General features: G+C 59.6%; 12 protein-coding genes. 6 read left to right on the top strand and 6 right to left on the bottom strand.

Annotated elements, in window-relative coordinates:
* Positions 1-460: 460 nt before the first annotated feature.
* On the top strand, positions 461-2,521 hold the full coding sequence (locus tag AUC43_RS16935; RefSeq protein WP_157781142.1) for a T9SS type A sorting domain-containing protein: 2,061 nt from the start codon (positions 461-463) through the stop codon (positions 2,519-2,521).
* Positions 2,522-2,614: 93 nt separating this feature from the next.
* Here AUC43_RS16935 and AUC43_RS16930 read toward each other — a convergent pair whose 3' ends face one another.
* The 4 genes from AUC43_RS16930 to AUC43_RS16915 all read right to left on the bottom strand — a co-directional run bounded on the left by AUC43_RS16930 (position 2,615) and on the right by AUC43_RS16915 (position 5,302).
* A complete protein-coding gene (locus AUC43_RS16930) occupies positions 2,615-2,941 on the bottom strand; it encodes a HesB/IscA family protein (protein WP_068196363.1) in 327 nt (108 codons plus the stop codon).
* Positions 2,942-3,065: 124 nt separating this feature from the next.
* Complete coding sequence (locus AUC43_RS16925) at positions 3,066-3,461, bottom strand: hypothetical protein (protein WP_068196361.1); 396 nt, start codon at positions 3,459-3,461, stop codon at positions 3,066-3,068.
* Between the two features lie 91 nt (positions 3,462-3,552).
* Positions 3,553-3,963: a Fe-S cluster assembly scaffold IscU gene (iscU, locus tag AUC43_RS16920; RefSeq protein WP_046244756.1), complete on the bottom strand. Its 411-nt coding sequence runs from the start codon at positions 3,961-3,963 to the stop codon at positions 3,553-3,555.
* A 124-nt stretch (positions 3,964-4,087) separates the two neighbouring features.
* On the bottom strand, positions 4,088-5,302 hold the full coding sequence (locus AUC43_RS16915; protein ID WP_068196359.1) for an IscS subfamily cysteine desulfurase: 1,215 nt from the start codon (positions 5,300-5,302) through the stop codon (positions 4,088-4,090).
* A 219-nt stretch (positions 5,303-5,521) separates the two neighbouring features.
* On the opposite strand from AUC43_RS16915, the gene mce reads away from it, so the two are divergent.
* The 3 genes from mce (at position 5,522) to AUC43_RS16900 (ending at position 8,200) form a co-directional block, all read left to right on the top strand.
* Positions 5,522-5,929 (top strand): methylmalonyl-CoA epimerase, encoded by a 408-nt coding sequence (mce, locus tag AUC43_RS16910; RefSeq protein ID WP_068196356.1) that lies wholly within the window; start codon positions 5,522-5,524, stop codon positions 5,927-5,929.
* The gene (locus AUC43_RS16905; RefSeq protein WP_068196353.1) at positions 5,926-6,498 is read left to right on the top strand and encodes an L-threonylcarbamoyladenylate synthase; all 573 of its coding nucleotides are present in this window, start codon (positions 5,926-5,928) and stop codon (positions 6,496-6,498) included. Before mce ends, AUC43_RS16905 begins: the two co-directional genes overlap by 4 nt.
* A 256-nt stretch (positions 6,499-6,754) precedes the next feature.
* Complete coding sequence (locus tag AUC43_RS16900; RefSeq protein WP_068196351.1) at positions 6,755-8,200, top strand: CCA tRNA nucleotidyltransferase; 1,446 nt, start codon at positions 6,755-6,757, stop codon at positions 8,198-8,200.
* 143 nt (positions 8,201-8,343) lie between these two features.
* Here the strand turns inward: AUC43_RS16900 and AUC43_RS16895 are convergent, their stop codons facing one another.
* Together AUC43_RS16895 and AUC43_RS16890 are read right to left on the bottom strand one after the other, a co-directional pair.
* Positions 8,344-11,013 carry a PspC domain-containing protein gene (locus AUC43_RS16895; RefSeq protein WP_068196348.1) on the bottom strand — a complete coding sequence of 890 codons (2,670 nt, stop codon included), beginning with the start codon at positions 11,011-11,013 and terminating at the stop codon, positions 8,344-8,346.
* 64 nt (positions 11,014-11,077) lie between these two features.
* Positions 11,078-11,425: a PadR family transcriptional regulator gene (locus AUC43_RS16890; RefSeq protein WP_068196345.1), complete on the bottom strand. Its 348-nt coding sequence runs from the start codon at positions 11,423-11,425 to the stop codon at positions 11,078-11,080.
* Between the two features lie 422 nt (positions 11,426-11,847).
* Between AUC43_RS16890 and AUC43_RS16885 the strand changes: the two genes are divergently transcribed.
* Together AUC43_RS16885 and porU2 are read left to right on the top strand one after the other, a co-directional pair.
* The gene (locus AUC43_RS16885) at positions 11,848-12,981 is read left to right on the top strand and encodes a putative type IX sorting system protein PorV2 (RefSeq protein ID WP_157781141.1); all 1,134 of its coding nucleotides are present in this window, start codon (positions 11,848-11,850) and stop codon (positions 12,979-12,981) included.
* Positions 12,982-13,060: 79 nt separating this feature from the next.
* The gene (gene porU2, locus AUC43_RS16880; protein ID WP_082685158.1) at positions 13,061-18,268 is read left to right on the top strand and encodes a putative type IX secretion system sortase PorU2; all 5,208 of its coding nucleotides are present in this window, start codon (positions 13,061-13,063) and stop codon (positions 18,266-18,268) included.
* The last annotated feature ends 35 nt before the right edge of the window (positions 18,269-18,303 follow it).

Genomic DNA, 18,303 nt, shown 5'->3' with positions numbered 1-18,303 from the left:
TTGCCTCTTCGTAACCTGCAAACTGATTAAAATGCTGCAGTGAACAAGCAGTGCGGTGCTGGATGGTCGTATCGCTATATGGCTTGCTTCGGAACTTTTCATAACCATATAATAATTGCACTATCACAAATAAAAGACTCAAGTGCCTGTTGTAATTCAAGGTGTTTGCCTGCCGGTGTCCTTTTAAAAACATTAAACGCTTTCTATGCAGAGTACGTCAACCACTTTATTTAGCCAGGCCGGCCGATGCGTCGTGCTGTACTTCGGTATTCTATTTCCACTTTTGGCTTGGTCGTCGCCAATTGAAACAGAGTCGCCATTCAGCTCAAGCATTAGCAATGCTACTTTAACTACCTCAACTACTACTTACACCTGGACTGGCGCCACTGCTGATGGCTCATGGGCTACGCCTGGGAATTGGCAACCAGCCCGTAGCGCGCCCCAAGCCACAGATATATTAGTGTTTGACGGTGCTGTGACACCGGCCGCCAAAGTCACATTAGACTTTGTCTCGCCCGAAACCGTTGGGCAACTGCAGTTCATTAGTAATGTGAACGCAACGTTCAGTATCGATGCTGACCGTACGCTGAACATCAACAACATTGCTTCGGGTGCTGATTTCATTATTGCCGCCGGTTCCTCTCTGACGGTGACAAACATCGGTGTTGCCGCAGCAGGCGCCGTAATGCTATTGAATGCTGGTGCCACGGCTACGATTGCTGGTAAATTGGTTTTTGAGGGGGTGAATAACGTTAATGCAGCGCATCATCTGCAGGGCAGTGGTACCAACAGCATCGAATTTGTAAGCGGCAGTGTGTTCACCGGCGGGCAGAACTTTTCTGGTTATGCTTTTGGGAATTCAACTGCTCTGCAAAATTCCGTAGTGTTTCACAATGGCTCACGTTACGAGCAATATTCCGGTTCGGCGCCCTTCGCGTTAGGTCAGCCCAGTAGCGTTACGACCTTCGAGCCAGCTAGCTATTATTTATTTGCTCCAACCGGGTACACCCAGGCAGGATTCAGCGGCCGTACGTATGGCTCGTTCGAATACAATATCGCCAACACGAATACCGCAACTATATCATTTCCTGTGACTTTTACGGGCAACCTAATTGTTGCAAAAGGCACTATTGCCATCAATGCGACCGGCGGCGTTAACATCAAGGGCAATGTGCTGGTAAACGGCACCAGCACCCTTACATTCGGTCCAGCTAGCGCTACGGTGGTCCAGTTCAATGGCACCACCGCGCAGACAATTGGTGGCACCGCTGGGGCAGCAGCCCTTACACTCGGCGATTTTGCCCAAGTGACAATTGACAACCCAGCTGGTGTGGTGCTTCAACGGCCTATTACCCTGAAAAATCAGCTCACCCTTGCCAATGGCAAAGTGACCACGGATGCAACTAACCTGTTGACGCTGAGTAGCACCGCCTTGCTAAGTGGCGGCAATGATAACAGCTTTGTGAACGGCCCGTTAGCCCGTGTCATTGGTGTAGTAAGTACAAACACCGATTTCCTGATGCCAATCGGTAAAGGGAATGCCTACCGCCCGCTAACGTTCCGGCTTACGCAAACGGCCGAAAGCACTTACACCGCCGAGCAGATGGAGGGGAGCCCCGGAGGGGCAATGTCCGGATTTAGCCTTATAAATCTTACGCCCCTCAAACGCGTTTCCCGGGTGCGGTGGTACCGGCTCACCTCATCGAACCAAGCTAACAGCAACACCAGTGGCAAAATCACGCTCTCCTTCGGGCCCGACGATGGGGTAAACGACCCCACTGACCCAGGTTTTGTGGTGGCGTCCCGTTCCTCCATTTCTTCTAACTCCTGGATTAATCTCACCAATACTGCTGATACCGGTTCCCCTAGTTCCCCCTTTGGCTCGTTTGTATCGGGCACCGTGTCGTCTAAGTTTTTTGATGTTCTGACAAGTCCTGCGGATTTTGCTCTTGGCTCCACCAGCAGTAACACCAACCTCGGGACTGCTATAAATCCACTACCGGTGGAGCTCACCAGTTTCACGGCCCGGCGCCAAGCAAACGCCGTTGCCGTGCGCTGGGCTACGGCTAGTGAGAAGAACAGCGCCTACTTCGAGTTGCAGCGCAGCCTTACCGGCAGTGAGTTCGTCACGGTTGGCAAGGTGGAAGCTCATGGTAACAGTACGGTACCAAACACCTACGCTTTCCACGATGAAAAGGCCCCGGTCGGTGTGCTCTATTACCGCTTGCGGCAGGTGGATAACGATGGCAAAGTGGCATTTTCGCCAATTGTTACCGTGAGTTCGCCCGGCGTCAGCACTGAGGTGGTTCTTTACCCCAACCCAGCAAAGAGCCTGGTTAGCTTCATGGCAACCACTACCACTCCTTACCACGTACTCAACCAAGTAGGGCAAGTGCAGATGAGGGGCATTGCCGAAGCCGGCACCGCTGTTGTGGAAGTAAGCAAACTACTGCCTGGCGTCTATTTGCTCGAACTGCAAACTGCCCAAGGGCGGGTGGTGCGCAAATTCATTAAAGAATAGACCAGCTTACCTCAAAACAAAACGGCCCCGTGCATCATGCACGGGGCCGTTTTGTTTTGAGGTAAGCTAGCTCTTATGCGGAGGCCGCGAGGCTTAAACCGAGAAACTCTCGCCGCAGCCACACTCGCGCGAGGCGTTGGGGTTGTTGAACTGGAAGCCCTTGCCGTTGAGGCCGTCGGAGAAATCCAGCTCGGTGCCGGCCAGGTAGAGGAAGCTCTTCATGTCCACTACCACGCGTACGCCTTTGTCTTCGAACTCCTGATCCATGGGCCGCACTTCGTTGTCGAAATCCAGCTTGTAGCTCAGGCCCGAGCAGCCGCCACCGGCCACGGAGGCGCGCAGGCGATAGGTAGCGTCAAGGTGCGCGTCTTGAATCAGGCGCGTCACTTTCTCTTTGGCTTTATCAGAAACGGTAATCATGGCGGTAGCAGTAGCGCAAGGCTCAACTCACTGGTAAGTCAAACGGAGGCGCAATTTAGACACATTATAAACAAGCTCCCGCATTTCTTTGTTCACTGGCCCGTCAAAGAAGTGATTTAGGCGCTTAGGAACTCGGGTTCAAGACCACGCTGAATACGGTGATGGTATTCAGGTCGCGGCCGAAATAGAGCTTGTCCAGTGCTTCATACGCATTGTGTGCCCGGAAGTAGGAGGTGTGCAGCTCCTTGTCGCCGCGAGCCCGCCACTGGAGCGTGTAGGAGCTTTCGTTGTCGCGAAAATTGCGCACGTAGTCCTGCATTTTTTGGAGGCATTCCACCTCGTCGCGCCCGGTTTCGTAGCGAAACAGAAAACTTTGGTGGTGCCGTGGGTTCACGGTAATCAGGTCAAGGCGCGTTTGCCCGTCTACTTCCCGGAACTCAAACCGCAAGTTACCGGGCTCCATGCCCAGATGCTGTTCAATTTCGCGCTGTAGGCGGGCAACTTCGAATTCGTCGGTCATGCTATAAAAAATGAGGAATGAAGAATGCGGAGTAAAGAATTGGCCCAACCGACCAATTCTTTACTCCGCATTCTTCATTCCTCACTTAAAACTAGTGGTGGGCGAGCTCCAGTGCAGGCAGACCGTTTTTCACACGGTAGTCCGAGATAGCCGACTTAATGGCATCCTCGGCCAGTACCGAGCAGTGAATTTTTACGGGCGGCAGGGCCAGCTCTTCCACAATCTCCATGTTGTCGATGGCCAGGGCCTCGTCGATGGATTTGCCTTTCAGCCACTCCGTAGCGAGCGACGAAGAAGCAATGGCCGAGCCGCAGCCGAAGGTCTTAAACTTGGCGTCGGTGATGGTATTAGTGGCTTCGTCTACCTCAATTTGCAGGCGCATTACGTCGCCGCACTCAGGAGCACCCACCAGGCCGGTGCCTACGTTCTTTTTGCTTTTGTCCAGCGTGCCCACGTTGCGGGGGTTGCTGTAGTGGTCAATTACTTTATCGGAGTAAGCCATGGCTTTTTATTTCAATTAACAGTTAACAATTATCATTTAACACTCAACGGTTCAGAAACAATTGCTAATTAACACCTTCAGCCAAGAACAACTGATAAATGTTAATTGCTAATTGTTAAATGACCTAGTGTTCCGCCCACTCGATTTTGCTCAAGTCGACACCTTCCTTGAACATCTCCCACAGGGGCGACATCTCGCGGAGCTTAGTTACGGCCTCTTTTACGTGGTTGATGGCGTAGTCGATTTGCTCGTCGGTGGTGAAGCGGCTCAGGCCGAAGCGCAGCGAGGAGTGGGCCAGGTCGTCGCTCAGGCCCAGGGCCTTGAGCACGTAGCTGGGCTCCAGGGAGGCCGAAGTACAGGCCGAACCCGAAGATACGGCCAAGTCTTTCACGCCCATCATCAGGCCTTCGCCTTCCACGTACTTGAAGCTGATGTTGGTAACGTGTGGGAGGCGGTGCTCAATTGAACCATTCACGTAGCTTTCTTCCAGCGTGGTCAGTTCCTTTTCGAGGCGGTCGCGCATGGCGCTCAGGCGAGCGGTGTCGGCAACCATTTCGTGCATGGCCAACTCACAAGCCTTGCCCAGGCCCACGATGCCGGGTACGTTGAGCGTGCCCGAACGCATGCCGCGCTCGTGGCCGCCACCGTCCATCTGGGCGGTCACTTTTACCCGGGGGTTCTTACGACGCACGTACAGCGCGCCTACGCCCTTGGGGCCGTACATCTTGTGAGCCGTGAAAGCCATGATATCGATGCCGTCGGCCATCACGTCGACCGGAATTTTACCTACTGCCTGGGTGCCGTCCGTCATAAACAGGGCGCCGTGCTTGTGGGCAATCTTGGCGATTTCGCGGATGGGCTGAATGGTGCCCGTCTCGTTGTTGCCGTACATGATGGTGACCAGGACAGTCTCCGGCGTCATAGCGGCTTCAAGCTCTTCGAGGCTGATGAGGCCCTGCTCGTTCACGGGCAGGTAGGTCACGCGGCCGCCGAGCTTCTCGATGTGCTTGCAGGTGTCGAGCACGGCTTTGTGCTCGGTGGTGGCGGTGATGACGTGGTTGCCTTTCTGGCTGTACATCTCAAACACGCCCTTAATGCCCAGGTTGTCCGACTCGGTAGCGCCCGAAGTGAAGATAATCTCCTTGGGGTCGCAGTTGATGAGCTTGGCAATCTGTTCGCGCGAGTAGTCCACGGCTTCTTCAGCAGCCCAACCAAAGGGGTGGTTGCGCGAAGCCGCGTTGCCGAACACTTCGGTCAGGTAAGGCATCATGGCCTCCAGTACCCGCGGGTCGAGGGGCGTGGTGGCGTTGTTATCGAGGTAAATAGGGAGCTTAAGCATTGCGCGCAGCGGTAAAGCAGAGTGTTAGGCCAGCGAATAACTGGACCCTTGTAGAACACGGTTACAAGGCAATCAGTTTTCTTTGGTCCTACAAAAGTAGATACAATCTAAATAAGGAATTGCGCGGACTTTCGGCAGTGGCGCAAAAAGCTCGGTAAAACTGCGTTATTTCCATGGCCAGCGGCTTTTGCCTCCGCATTTTCGTTTCCATTTTCTTCTATGTTCACCAACCTCGAACATCTCGGCTTTGCCGTAACCAACCTGGAGGCTGCCACCGACCTCTACACCACGCTGCTCGGCGTGGCTCCTTATAAGATGGAACACGTGGCCAGCGAGGCGGTCGATACGGTTTTCTTTAAGGTGGGCGGCTCCAAAATTGAACTGCTGGCCGGCACGTCGCCGGATAGTGCCATCACGAAGTTTCTGGCGAAGAAACCGGAGGGCATTCACCACGTCGCTTTCGAGGTGGATGACATCCGGGCCGAGATGGCGCGGCTGAAAACGGAGGGCTTCGTGCTGCTAAATGAAAAGCCCAAGCGCGGCGCCGACAATAAGCTTGTTTGCTTTGTGCATCCGAAGAGCGCCGCCGGCGTATTGGTCGAACTATGCCAAACCATTCACCCATGAAATATTTCCAGCAAGAAGTAGATGCTGCCGTCGATGCCCTGCTGCTCCAACAGGTCATTCTGTACCCCACCGATACCGTGTGGGGCCTGGGCTGCGACGCCGAGTCGCCCCCAGCCGTGAAGCAGCTCTACAAGCTGAAGGGCCGGCCCGAGGGAAAGCCCAGCATTGTGCTGGTGGCCGATATGGCCATGCTGCAGCGCTACGCCGCCCAAGTGCCGGAAGAACTGGAGCAGCTGCTGGCGGCCGATACCCGGCCCACTACCTACATCCTGCCGGCCAGCCGCGCCGTGGCGCCCGAGCTGGTAGGCCCCGATGGCACGGTGGGACTGCGCATCACGAAAGACGAATTTTGCCACAAGGTGGTGCGGCGGCTGGGGCACGGGCTGGTGTCCACGTCGGCCAACAAGGCGGGGGAGCCGGCCCCGGCCGTGTATTCCGAAATCGATGCCACAATCCTGCGCGGGGTCGACTATGTAGTGAACTGGCGGCAGGACGATGAAACCCGCGTGGCACCTTCGCGGGTGGTGCGCCTGGGCGAGGGTGGCAAGCTGGAAGTGGTGCGGGAGTAGAATCTTTGATACTGTCATTGCGAGGAGGCACGACATTCCAGGTATCAAGCAGCGTCAATCCGTCCTGGTCTCAGCGACCAGCCCTTCTAATGTGAAAAGCCCTGGCTCTGTGCAGAGTCGGGGCTTTTTGCTTTAAAAAGGTTTATCACAACTCTAGGTTGGTCGCAGGGAGAGGACGGATTGCCGCGTTCCGCTGCGCTTCACTCGCAATGACACCAGCCTTGCTGTACAACGCACAGCACCGAACTTTGCGGCCATGAAGACGCCCCAACTGCCCGAATTGCCCATCTTTCGCACCATTGCCGAAGCAGTTGCTGAGCTCCAGCAGCCGGCTTATGTTATAGGGGGCTACGTGCGGGACTTGGCCTTGGGCCGGGAAAGCAAGGACATTGACGTGGTGACGGTGGGCGACGGCATTGCGCTGGCCCAGGCCGTGGGCGCCAAGCTGCCGGGCCGCGGCCGGGTCACGGTGTTCAAGAACTTCGGCACGGCCATGCTGCCTACCAAGGAGGCCGGCGAAATCGAATTTGTAGGGGCCCGGAAGGAAAGCTACCGCGCCGACTCGCGCAAGCCCGAGGTGGAAGCCGGCACGTTGGAAGAAGACCTCGCCCGGCGCGACTTCACCATCAACGCCATGGGTCTGAGCCTGAACCCCGAGGACTTTGGCGCGCTGGTGGACCGCTACGAGGGCATGAAGGACCTAGCTAGCAAAACCATCCGCACGCCGCTGGGGCCCGACGTGACGTTTTCCGACGACCCACTGCGCATGATGCGCGCCATTCGGTTTGCCAGCCAGCTCAATTTCGATATTGAGCCGGATACGTTCGACGCCATCATCCGGAATAAAGACCGGATTAAGATTGTGTCGCAGGAGCGGATTACGGTGGAGCTGAACAAGATTATCGAGTCGCCCACGCCGAGCTACGGCTTCAAGCTGCTGTTCCAGACCGGGCTGCTGCAGCTCATCTTTCCGAAGATGGCGCTGCTGCACGGCGTGGAAAAAGTGGGCACGCACGCCCATAAAGACAATTTCTACCACACCCTTCAGGTGCTGGACAACGTGGCCGCGGCCGGCGGCGACCTCTGGCTGCGCTGGGCCGCCGTGCTCCACGACATCGCCAAGCCCGCCACCAAGCGCTACGACCAGCGCGTGGGCTGGACCTTCCACGGCCACGAGGACAAGGGCGCCCGCTGGGTCCCGGGCATCTTCGCCGAGCTCAAGCTGCCCCAGGGCGAGGAGATGCGCATGGTGCAAAAGCTGGTGCGGCTGCACCTGCGCCCCATTGCGCTGGTGAAGGAAACCGTGACTGACTCGGCTGTGCGCCGCCTGCTGTTCGAAGCCGGCGAGGACATCGACCGGCTGATGCTGCTGTGCCGGGCCGACATCACCAGCAAGGACCACACGCGCAAGGAGCGGTACCTGCGCAATTTCGGGCAGGTGGAGGAGAAGCTCAAGGAAGTGGAAGAGAAGGACCACCTGCGCAGCTTCCGCCCGGTTATCACCGGCGAAATCATTATGGAAACCTTTGGCCTGAAGCCTTCGCGGCAAGTGGGCGAGCTGAAGGAAGCCGTGATGGAAGCCATTCTGGAAGGCACCATTAAAAACGAAATGGAGCCAGCCCTGGCCTTCCTGTTGCAGCAGGGGGCGACCATGGGACTGGCTCCGGAAGGAGGCGTGATTCACTCACCAAACCAAGCCTAACTTCTTTATTCAGGATATAGAGGTAATCATACGGCGAAAGTTGCGTGAAGGCTGGTTAAATACCTGAAAATTAGTGATGCGCCTCCCGGATTGGGCCAGCCAGCCCACTGGTAGCAGCTGGCCGGCCAGGGGGTTGCCACGCTCTACAGTCGCTTGATGCTGGAGGGGCCGGTGGCGTCTACTTTCACGCTGTTGGGCTTGCCGCTGTAGGCAATTTCGCTGGCACCCACGGCGTCGCCGCGCAGGCTTTCGCTCACGTTGAGGCGCGCTTTGCACACGCCGGCCAGGTCCACGGTGGCGGTGCGGGTTTGCAGGTTGGCACCGGCCAGCTCGCAGGCACCGGCGGCGTCGAGGTCGAGCACATCGGCCCGGCCGGTGGCGGTGGTGCGGCAGGCCCCGGCCTGCTCAATTTTCAGGGTGCCGTAGTTGCCGTTGAGGCGCAGGTGGCTGGCGCCAGCCTGCTGCACATGCAGCCGGTCTTGCCGGTCGAAGCCGCCGAGGTCGGCCTCCACGCCACCGTTCAGCTCCAGGTTTTCCACGTTGGGCATGTCGATGCGGATTAGCACCTTTTGTTCGCGCCGGTTCCAGTTGCGGCCAAAAAAGGAAACGCTAGTGCGGGGCTTGATTTTTATGGTGTTGCCGTCGCGCTCCACCCGCATGTCGTTGAGCACGCCTTCTTCGCCGCCGGCTTCTACTTTAAAGCCATTGCTGTGGCGCACCACCACCCGGTAGCCGCCGGCCACATCCACTCGCGTGAAGCCGGCTTCTGAGAACGTGCGGCGGCCGCTGCCGTAGCTGTTCAGGTCGGTGTCGAAGGAGGGAGCGCCGCCGTAGTTGAGTGTGGTGCCGCTGTTGTTGGCGTCGGAGTCGCCGTCGTTGTCATTGTCGTCGTCATCATCGGAGTCAATGTTGATGTCGGAATCATCCTCGTTATCCGTGCGGCCCAATTCCTTTTCGGTGCAGCCAACGCACTCCAGGCGGTTGCCGCGCAGGCGGTAGCGGTAGTTTTCGGGGTCGTTGGGCCGGCGGTCGTTCACAAAGTTCTCGTCGTTGAGCATGTTGTGGGCAAAGCGGGAGCTGATGCGGAACGTGCGGTCGCGGGGCAGGCGGATGGTGAGGGCCAGCTCCTGCTTGCGGTACTTGGCACCGGGCAGGAAGGAAAAATGGTCGTCGAACACCAGCGAGGAGTCGCCGCTGGCGCGCACCGTGTAGTCGATGGACGAGAGGGCGTTGCGGCGGGCCGTTTCTTCGTTGGGGCCTTTGGCGCTCAAGGTGCGGAGTACTTCCACGGCGCGGCCGCTATCGGCGGCGGCGAGACGCACGTCTACGTGCTGCTCCCACTCGCGGTCCACGTTGCGGGCGTCCAGCATCACGACCGGGGTGCTGATGGCGGGGTAACGCTCCAGCTGCTCTACTTCGGCGTCGTACTGAAACTGGCGGCTTTGCTGGGCAATGGCCATCGTGACGCCCACCACGCTGAGCAGCCACAGCCCCAGCAGCGACAAGCTCACGGTACGGGACATCAGGGAGCGGCGCAGCAGCAGGTTCAGGCCGGCGAGCAGCAGCGCCAGGGCCGGAATGGCGGCGGCAAAGAAGCCGGCCAGCAGGCCCCAGGTGGGCACGCCGTTCAGCAGCACGTGGGCGGGCACGTCGCCGGCCACAATATTCTCGGAGTTCGGAATCAGCCCAATGCCGGCACCCAGCATGATGGCCAGCGCGAGCAGCAGCGAGAAGCCGCCAATGGTGAGGAGCACGCCGGCAACAATGCGAATGGCCGAGCCAATAAAGTCAACCAACGGGCGCAGGCTGCGGGCAGCGTCTTCCACGAAAGCCCCCACGGGGCGGTTAGTGGTTACGGGGTCGTCGGCGGCCAGGGCATTGTTGCGCAGGCTGCTGTCGTAGCCTTCCAGGGTCACGGCGTCGCCGCGCATGCGCATCTTGTCCGAAACCGTTTTGGCTTCGGGCAAGACAATCCACATGATGATATAGAGCAGGAAGGTGAAGCCGCCCGCAAACAGGCCGGCCAGGAGAATCACCCGCACCAGGGTCACGTCAATGTTGAAGTAGGCGGCCAGGCCACTGGCCACGCCGGCAATTTTTGCGGTGCTGGTGTCGCGAAACAACCGGCGGCCGGCCAGCGGGCCGCTGTTCACCATGGTGTCAGTCGGGGTGGGAGCATCGTAGCGCTTGGGCAGCGCAATCCACAGCACGATGTAGGTCAGGAAGGCAAAGCCCGACAAGCCGTCGTTGTGGCTCATGTGCACGGTGCCGAAGCTGATGGTGCTCACCACCGGGCGGAAGAGCAGCAAGGCCAGGAAGCCCAGACGCACCCACAGGGGGTTGATGAGGAAGTACTGGGCAATGCCGGCGCACACCCCCGCGATTTTGCGGTGGGCCATGTCGCGGTACAGGCGCTTGGGTTCGGTAGCGGCCGGTGCGGCGGTAGCGGTGCCGTAGGCACTGGTCTGGCCATACGTGCTGCCGGTGGTGTAGCCGCCGGCGCCCAGGGGGCTGCTGGTGGTTTCGGTGGCTTCGTCGTCCTCGTCGGCGTCGGGAGCAAAGTCGCTCACTCGGCCCATTTTGGCGGTCATGGCCTCCACGTCGTCCAGGCTGATGACCTGCTTGATGGGGGAGAGGCGCGCCGAAAAAATCTCTGCAATCCGCCCTTCGATGTCGGCCACAATGTCTTCGTGGCCTCGGTAGTTGGCGAAGTGCGCTTTCACCTCAGCCAGGTAGCGGCTCAGCACTTCGTAGCCGTCTTCCTCGATGTGAAAGATAATCCCTTGCAGGTTAATACTGATGTTCTTTTTCATGGTAAAAGGCTGAAAAAAAGCCGTTTAAATCTTGGTGAGTGAAGAAGGAAAAAGAAGGCGATAATCAAGCAACGGGCTTCGGCGGAGCGCTGTGCCGGATGATGCCCACCGAGGTGGCCATTTCCTCCCAGGTGTCGCGCAGCTCGGCCAGAAACTGGCGGCCGGAGTCCGTGAGGGTGTAGTATTTGCGGGGTGGGCCGCTGGTGCTTTCCTTCCAGACATAGTCCAGCAGCGAAGCGTTTTTAAGGCGGGTGAGCAGCGGGTAGAGCGTGCCCTCCACCACTATCATGCGGGCCGAAGTCAACTCCTCCAGCATGTCGGAGGCGTAGGCTTCGCCGCGGGCGATAATTTCCAGGATGCAGAATTCAAGGATTCCCTTGCGCATCTGAACCTGGGTGTTCTCGAGTTTCATGGGCGTTGCGATTAGCTAGTGGGTGAGAAACAGTACAAATGTATGGTAGGTACTTTGTAACGCAAGGTACTGGATAAATAATTCCAGCATAATCGCGGATAAATTTCGTTAATAATTGATAATCAGCAAGAAAATTTTAAGATAGAGAAAGCTGAATATCTCTTATTGCCCTCTGAAATTTTATTGAGCCACGCTTTGGTCGGTCGATTTCATCCGAGAAGAGGCCCGGCAACAGAAGGCTATTGGCCCAACCCGGTCCGGGCCACGGCCCGCGCAAAGCCCGGCTGCCGCCAGCAGAATGCTGGCCGGCACCGCCGGTTTGGGGCGGGGCCCGGTATTTGCGGGCGCGGGCCACTTTAGTGCCGCACGATAATGAAGTAACTTGCGTTCCGTCGGCGCTATTCTAACCCGCCGTCTTGCATATGCTCCAACTTTCCTCTACCGCCCGTAGGCTGCTTTTTATGGGCGCTACGGCCGCGCTGGCAGTCCCGGCCGCCGCGCAATCCACCAAAACGCCCAAGTACAGCAATGAATTTCTGAACATTGGGGTGGGGGCCCGGGCACTGGGCATGGGCAAAGTGCAGGTGAGCCTGGCCGATAATGCCACCGCCGGCTACTGGAACCCCGCGGGCCTGGTGAACCAAACCCACAAGTACGACGGCGTGCTGATGCATTCCGAGCTGTTTTCGGGCGTGGTGAAAAACGATTATGCGGCGTTTTCCATGCCCCTGGACGACAAAAGTGCCATCGGCGCGAGCGTGATGCGCCTTGGCGTCGACAACATTGCCGACACCCGCAACCTCATCAACGAGTACGGCTACGTCGACTACAGCAAGATTGAGTTCTTCTCGGTGGCCGACTACGCCCTGCTGCTCTCGTACGCCCGCAAGCTGGGCAACGTGGAAGGCCTGAGCCTGGGGGCCAACGGCAAAATCATCTATCGCAACATCGGCAAGTTTGCCCACGGCTACGGCTTTGGCATCGACGCCGGCCTGCAGTACAACCACAAGGGCTGGAACCTGGGCCTGATGGCGCGCGACATCACCACCACCTTTACCCAGTGGAACATCAACGCCGACGAATACCAGAAGGGCGTGAGCAGCACCATTGCCAATGGCAATGACCCCACGCCCAAGAACAGCGCCGAAATCACGCTGCCGCGCTTTGTGCTCGGGGCGGGCCGCCGCTTTGCGCTCCCCAAGGAGTTTTCGGCCCTGGTAGCCGTCGACCTGGAAACTACCACCGACGGCCAGCGCAACACGCCCATCTCGACCAGCGCCGTGAGCGTGGACCCCCGCATCGGCCTGGAATTGGGCTACAAAGACCTGGTGTTTTTGCGCGGCGGGGCCGGCAACTACCAGAAGATTCAGGATTTCACCGCCAATGCCGGCGGCACCTATGGCAGCAGCTGGAAGGGCCAGTACAGCCTCGGCGCGGGGGTGGCCGTAAGCGGCTTACGCATCGACCTGGCGTTGTCGCGCCTGGCGGTCGAAAAGCTCGGCAGCGCCTCACAAACCAACTCGCTTATCGTGTCGTTGGGCTACGGCCTCAAATAATAATTACCCGAGCTGGCCTGCTTGCGCATGGGTGCCAAGCTGGTTGATATGCGCTCTAAAAAAGACTATATAGTTAAGAATGGAAAACATACCTACTACTAAAAAAAAGGGGTTGGGGTGGTTGATTTGGTTACTGGTGTTGGCCCTGAGCGGGCCGGCGGCGCTGGCGCAGTCGGGGCCCTACGGCAACGAATGGATAGTGCCCAGCCAGCAGTACTACAAGGTGCGCGTGACGCAGGACGGCATTCACCGCCTGAGCTACCAGTACCTGACCCAGGCTGGCCTGAGCAACATTGACCCCAGCCGCCTGCAACTCTGGCGCCGGGGCCGCGAAGTGGCCGTGTACCAAGGCGGTGCCCGCACCGTGTTCGATGCCAATACCTACCTGGAGTTTTACGGCCAGCGCAACGACGGCCAGCTCGACCGCGACCTGTACAAGAACGCCTCCGACCAGCCCCACAAGCTCTACAGCTTTTACACCGATACCGCCGCTTACTTCCTAACCTACCCCGGGCCCACCGCCCCCGCAGCCAAGCGCATGGCCGAGCCGGTGACCGCCGGCGGCACGCCGCACGCCTGGCGCCTGGCCAGCAGCCTGAAGCTGGAAACCGAAGCCTTTGGCGACGCCCCGCGCGACGTGACGTTTCTGCCGTGGGTAGAAGCCGGCGAAGGCTATTTCTCGAGCCAGCTCAACGGGGTGGCCACCACTTCCACCGACACTGTACTGCGGGCCGTGCCCGCCACGGGCCCCGCCCCCGCGCCCAGCCTGGAGTTGCGAATAGTAGGGGCCACCAACGCGCCGCACAACGTGGAAGTGCTGGTGCTCAACACCGCCACGAATACGTACCGCTCCCTGGCCCGACTAGTGTTTAACAGCTACGCCCACGCCGGCGGCAAGTACGCGCTCCAACGCGCCGAAATTGGGCCAAATGGACTGGTCACCGTCCGGCTTTCGGGCAGCACGGCGGGCACGGGCACCTCGGCTGATAAGTTCCGCCGGGCCTTCATCCGGGTGGTGGCGCCCCAGGCCAACCGCTGGCTGGGGCCCCGCCGGCAGCTGGCCTTCGCCAACGATTCGCTGCTGGGCGGCCCGGCCACGTTTGAGGTCGACAGCATTCCGGCCTCGGTGGTGGGCTACGACATTCAGGACCCTTGGAACGTGCAGCGCATTGCGCCCACTGCCGCCCAGACCCTCGGGCCGCTGGGCCGTCGGTTTGTGTTTCCAAGTGCCACGCAGGCTCAGTCGCGCCGGCTGCTGCTGGCCGATGCGCAGCGTCCGTTTGTGCCCCCGGCCGCTACCAAGGTGCGGTTTCGGATTATCAACCAAGCCACGGTCAACTTCGCCATTGTATCGCACCGCCAGCTCTACGGCCCGGCTACCGATGGCGGCACCAGCGTGGCCAACGCGGCCAAAGAATACGCCAAATACCGCGCCTCCACGGCCGGCGGGGGCTACGATACCCTGCTGATTACCACCGCGCAGCTCTACGACCAGTTCCACTACGGCGAACGGTCGTGGCTGGCCATGCGCCACTTTGGCCTCTGGCTGGCCGCCGGCGCCCCCGCCAATGCTAACCGTTACCTGCTGCTGCTGGGCAAAGGCATTGTGCCGTCGGAGCCGCTGATTGGCGGCAGCAACCGCAACGAAACTTATACGCGCACGACAGCCCGCGGCACCGGCGAACGGGGCCTGGACCTGGTGCCCACCAGCTCGCGGGCGGTGTCTGATAACCTGATTACGGCCAATTTCCAGGCCAACGATTTTGTACCCAAGCTGCGCACCGGCCGCCTCACCGTGACTACGCCCCAGCAGATAATCAACTACTTGGGCAAGCTGCGCACCCACGAAGCCCTGGGCCCGGAGCCCTGGCGCAAAAACGTGCTGCACCTGATTGGGGGAAAGGATGCGAGCGAGACCGCCTATTTCACGAGCATAATGGACCGGAATAAGCACCGGGTAGAGCGTCCTTTTTTTGGTGGCCGGGTAACCACCATATCCCGGCAGTCAACCCTGCCGGTAAGCGTTAATATTTCTAACGAACTGAACGCCGGCATCTCCCTGATGACGTATTTTGGCCACGGCTCCAACAACACCTTCGCGCTGAATTTCGGCACTCCGGCGGACCCCTCTTACAATAACCCCGGCAAGTACCCCTTCTTCTTCATGAACGGCTGTGCTGCCAACCACACCTTTACCGCGGCGCCCACCATCATCGAAGACTGGCTGTTTGCGGACCGGAAAGGGGCGTTGGGCTCGTTAGGCGAGTACGGGTTCAGCTACCCCGACCGGCTCGAAATTGCCTTGGATACCATGTACACGCTGCTGTTCAACAACCCGCAGTGGTACGGCAAGCCCATTACGGCGGTGCACAATGAGGCGGTGCGCCGCCTGCAGAACACCCCGTATTTTAGCGACGACATCGGCATTGAGCAGCTGCTGGCCACCGGCTGGCAGGGCGACCCGGCCCTGGCGCTGTTTGCGCCCGAGCGGCCCGACTTTATTGCCAGTGCCGCCACGCTGTCCATCACGCCTTCGCCAGGGCAAGGGCCCGTTAAGGGCTCCTCCACCGATTTTATTCTGAACGTGGGGGTGTCGAACCCCGGCAAGATTACCTACGACCCGGTGGAGATAAAGGTGACCCGCAAAATAGCCGGCCGTCCCTCACTGGTTTACCAGTTCTCGCGCCGGCAAGCCTGGGTTCGCGATACCACGTATGCCCTCACGCTGCCCAATACGCTGGCCGACGCCGGCAACAGCACCTTCCTGGTGGAGCTGGACCCCAACAACCGGGTAGCTGAAATCAGTGAAACCAACAACTCGGCGCAGATTGACTTCACCTTCCTGCAGGGTGGCCTCACGGTGCTCAAGCCCTACGAATTTGCGATTGTAACCACTAATCAGCCCAAGCTGCTGGTGCAAAGCAACGACCGCAATGGTCCGCAGCGCGGCTACGATTTTGAGCTGGATACCGTGCCCACTTTCAACAGCGGCCTGGTGCAGCGCGCCCCCCTCATCACGGCGGGCGTGGTAGCTGAATGGCAGCCCACGCTGCCCGCGGTGGCCCCGCGCGACAGTGTGGTGTGGTACTGGCGCGCCCGCTTTCATACGCCGGCCCCCGGCGAAGACGGCAGCTGGGTTACTTCTTCGTTCCGCGTTATTCCCAGCAGCCCGGGTGGGTGGTCGCAGAGCCACTACGGCCAGTTTCAGCGCACCACCCGCACCGGGGTGGATGTGACTGTGCCCTCGGGCGCCTGGACGTTTGTGCCCAACCAAATACCCCTCCTGATGCGCACCCGGGGTGGGGGCGTGCCCCGCAGCGCACCCACGTTCACGGCCCAAAACACTTCGCAGAACGCCTCTGGCATCTACCTGCAAACGGCGGGAGCGGCCATGCCGGCGGTAGTAGGATGCGGCGTAAACTCGCCCAACCTGCTGCTGGCGGTGTACGAAGCGGGCAGCCTGCGCTCCGTGACGATGCCCAGCACGTACCAGCGTTGCGGGCAGGCGCCCAATTACTTCTACTATTTCTCCGCCAGCGACCCCACCGGCACCACGCCACTTGATACGCTGGATAACCTAAACTACAGCGCCACGCGCCAGCAGCAGCTGGCCAGCTTCCTGGCGGCAGTGCCAGCTGGCTCGTATGTGGCCTTGGTATCGGCCAACCGCCTGCGCTATTCGCTGCTGCCGGCTTCACTGAAAGCCACCCTGCAAACCCTGCTGGGCTCGCGGCTAATTGCCCAGCTGGCCGATGGCGAGCCGCTGGCTCTGGTGGGCCAGAAGCTTACCGCTACGTCGGGCCGCCTCATCAGTGAAGTGGGGCCGGACCGCAGCCTGGCCACCCCGACCTACAATCAACTTATTGAGCTGCGCGGTTTGCTGCAGCAGCCCGCATCAGCCGGCCGCATCGTGTCGCCCCGCATCGGGCCGGCCAAAGACTGGCTGAATCTGTACTCCACCATTCGCAATGCTACGCCCAGCGGCTACCACACCCTGAGCGTGGTGGCCATTGACCCGCTCGGCCGCGAAACGGTGGTGCTGCCCAATGTCACGTCGTCGGCCCAGCCGCTGGCGGTTTCGGCCGCTCAATACCCGTACCTGCGGCTTGAGCTGGCCCTCGGCGACTCCGTGACGCGCATCCCGCCACAGCTGCGCCAGTGGCTGGTTACCTACCGCGGCCTGCCCGAAGGCATCGTGCGGCGCGACCTGGAGCCGGCCATCAGCTATGCCCCCGCCACGCTGGCCCAGCAAGCGGTCGATAAGGGCATCATTACCTTCAACGTGAAGTTTCAGAACGTGTCGGATGTGGATTTCTTGGCCCCGCTCAAGGCCCAGGTAAACCTGCGCAACACCACCACCGGAGCAGTAGTGAAAACCCTCGACGTAACCTTCCCGGGCGTGCTGGCCGCCGGCGCCACCGCCACCATTCCCGTGAGCTTGGATGTGAAAAAGCAGTATGGCACCTTCGTTATCGAGGTATTTGTGAACCCGCGCACTCAGCCCGAGCAGCTGTACACCAACAACGAACTGATACTGGACCCCTTCACGGTGGGCGACAACAACGTGCCGCCCACCCTGGACGTGGCGTTTGACGGCCGCCACATCCTCAACGGCGAGCTGGTTTCTTCGACCCCGGTTATCAACATTCAGCTCAACGACGAAGACAAGCTTAACCCGTTCACCGACCGCACCGTGTTCACCGTTACGCTGCTTAAGCCCGGCTCCAATACTCCGGTAGTAGTGGACCTGAACGGCCCGGAAATAAACTTCAGCGTAGACGCCACCCAAGGCAGTGTGGCTAAGCTGGAGTACCGCCCTGGTGCGGGCAAGCCGCTCGATGACGGCATGTACACGCTGCGCGTGCAGGGCCGCGACCCCCGCAATGCCAACGCCGGCTCGCAGGATTTCCAGGTGAAGTTTGAGGTAGTGAAGGCGTCGAAAATCACCAACGTTTACCCGTATCCCAACCCGGTTATCAGCAAGGCCCGCTTCGTATTTACCGTGACCGGCAATGAGCTGCCGCGCAATATGAAGATTCAGATTATGACCCTGACGGGCCGGGTGGTGCGCGAGATTTATAAGGAAGAATTGGGCCCCCTGCACATCGGCAACAACATCACCGACTTTGCCTGGGACGGCACCGACACCTACGGCGACCGGTTGGCCAACGGCACCTACCTCTACCGGGTGTCACTGGATGACCCGGCCGGGCAGTTTGGCCGCCGCGAAACCGCCGGAGACCAAGCCTTCAAGAACGATTGGGGCAAGCTGGTGCTGATGCGCTAGCGCCCAGGTTCAGGACCCGTTTTCGCAAACGCGGC

The organism is Hymenobacter sedentarius, from assembly GCF_001507645.1.
In the GTDB taxonomy this organism is placed as follows: Bacteria; Bacteroidota; Bacteroidia; order Cytophagales; family Hymenobacteraceae; genus Hymenobacter; species Hymenobacter sedentarius.
The sequence above is the reverse complement of the archived record's forward strand: the minus strand, read 5'-3'. Positions and strand labels throughout refer to the sequence as shown.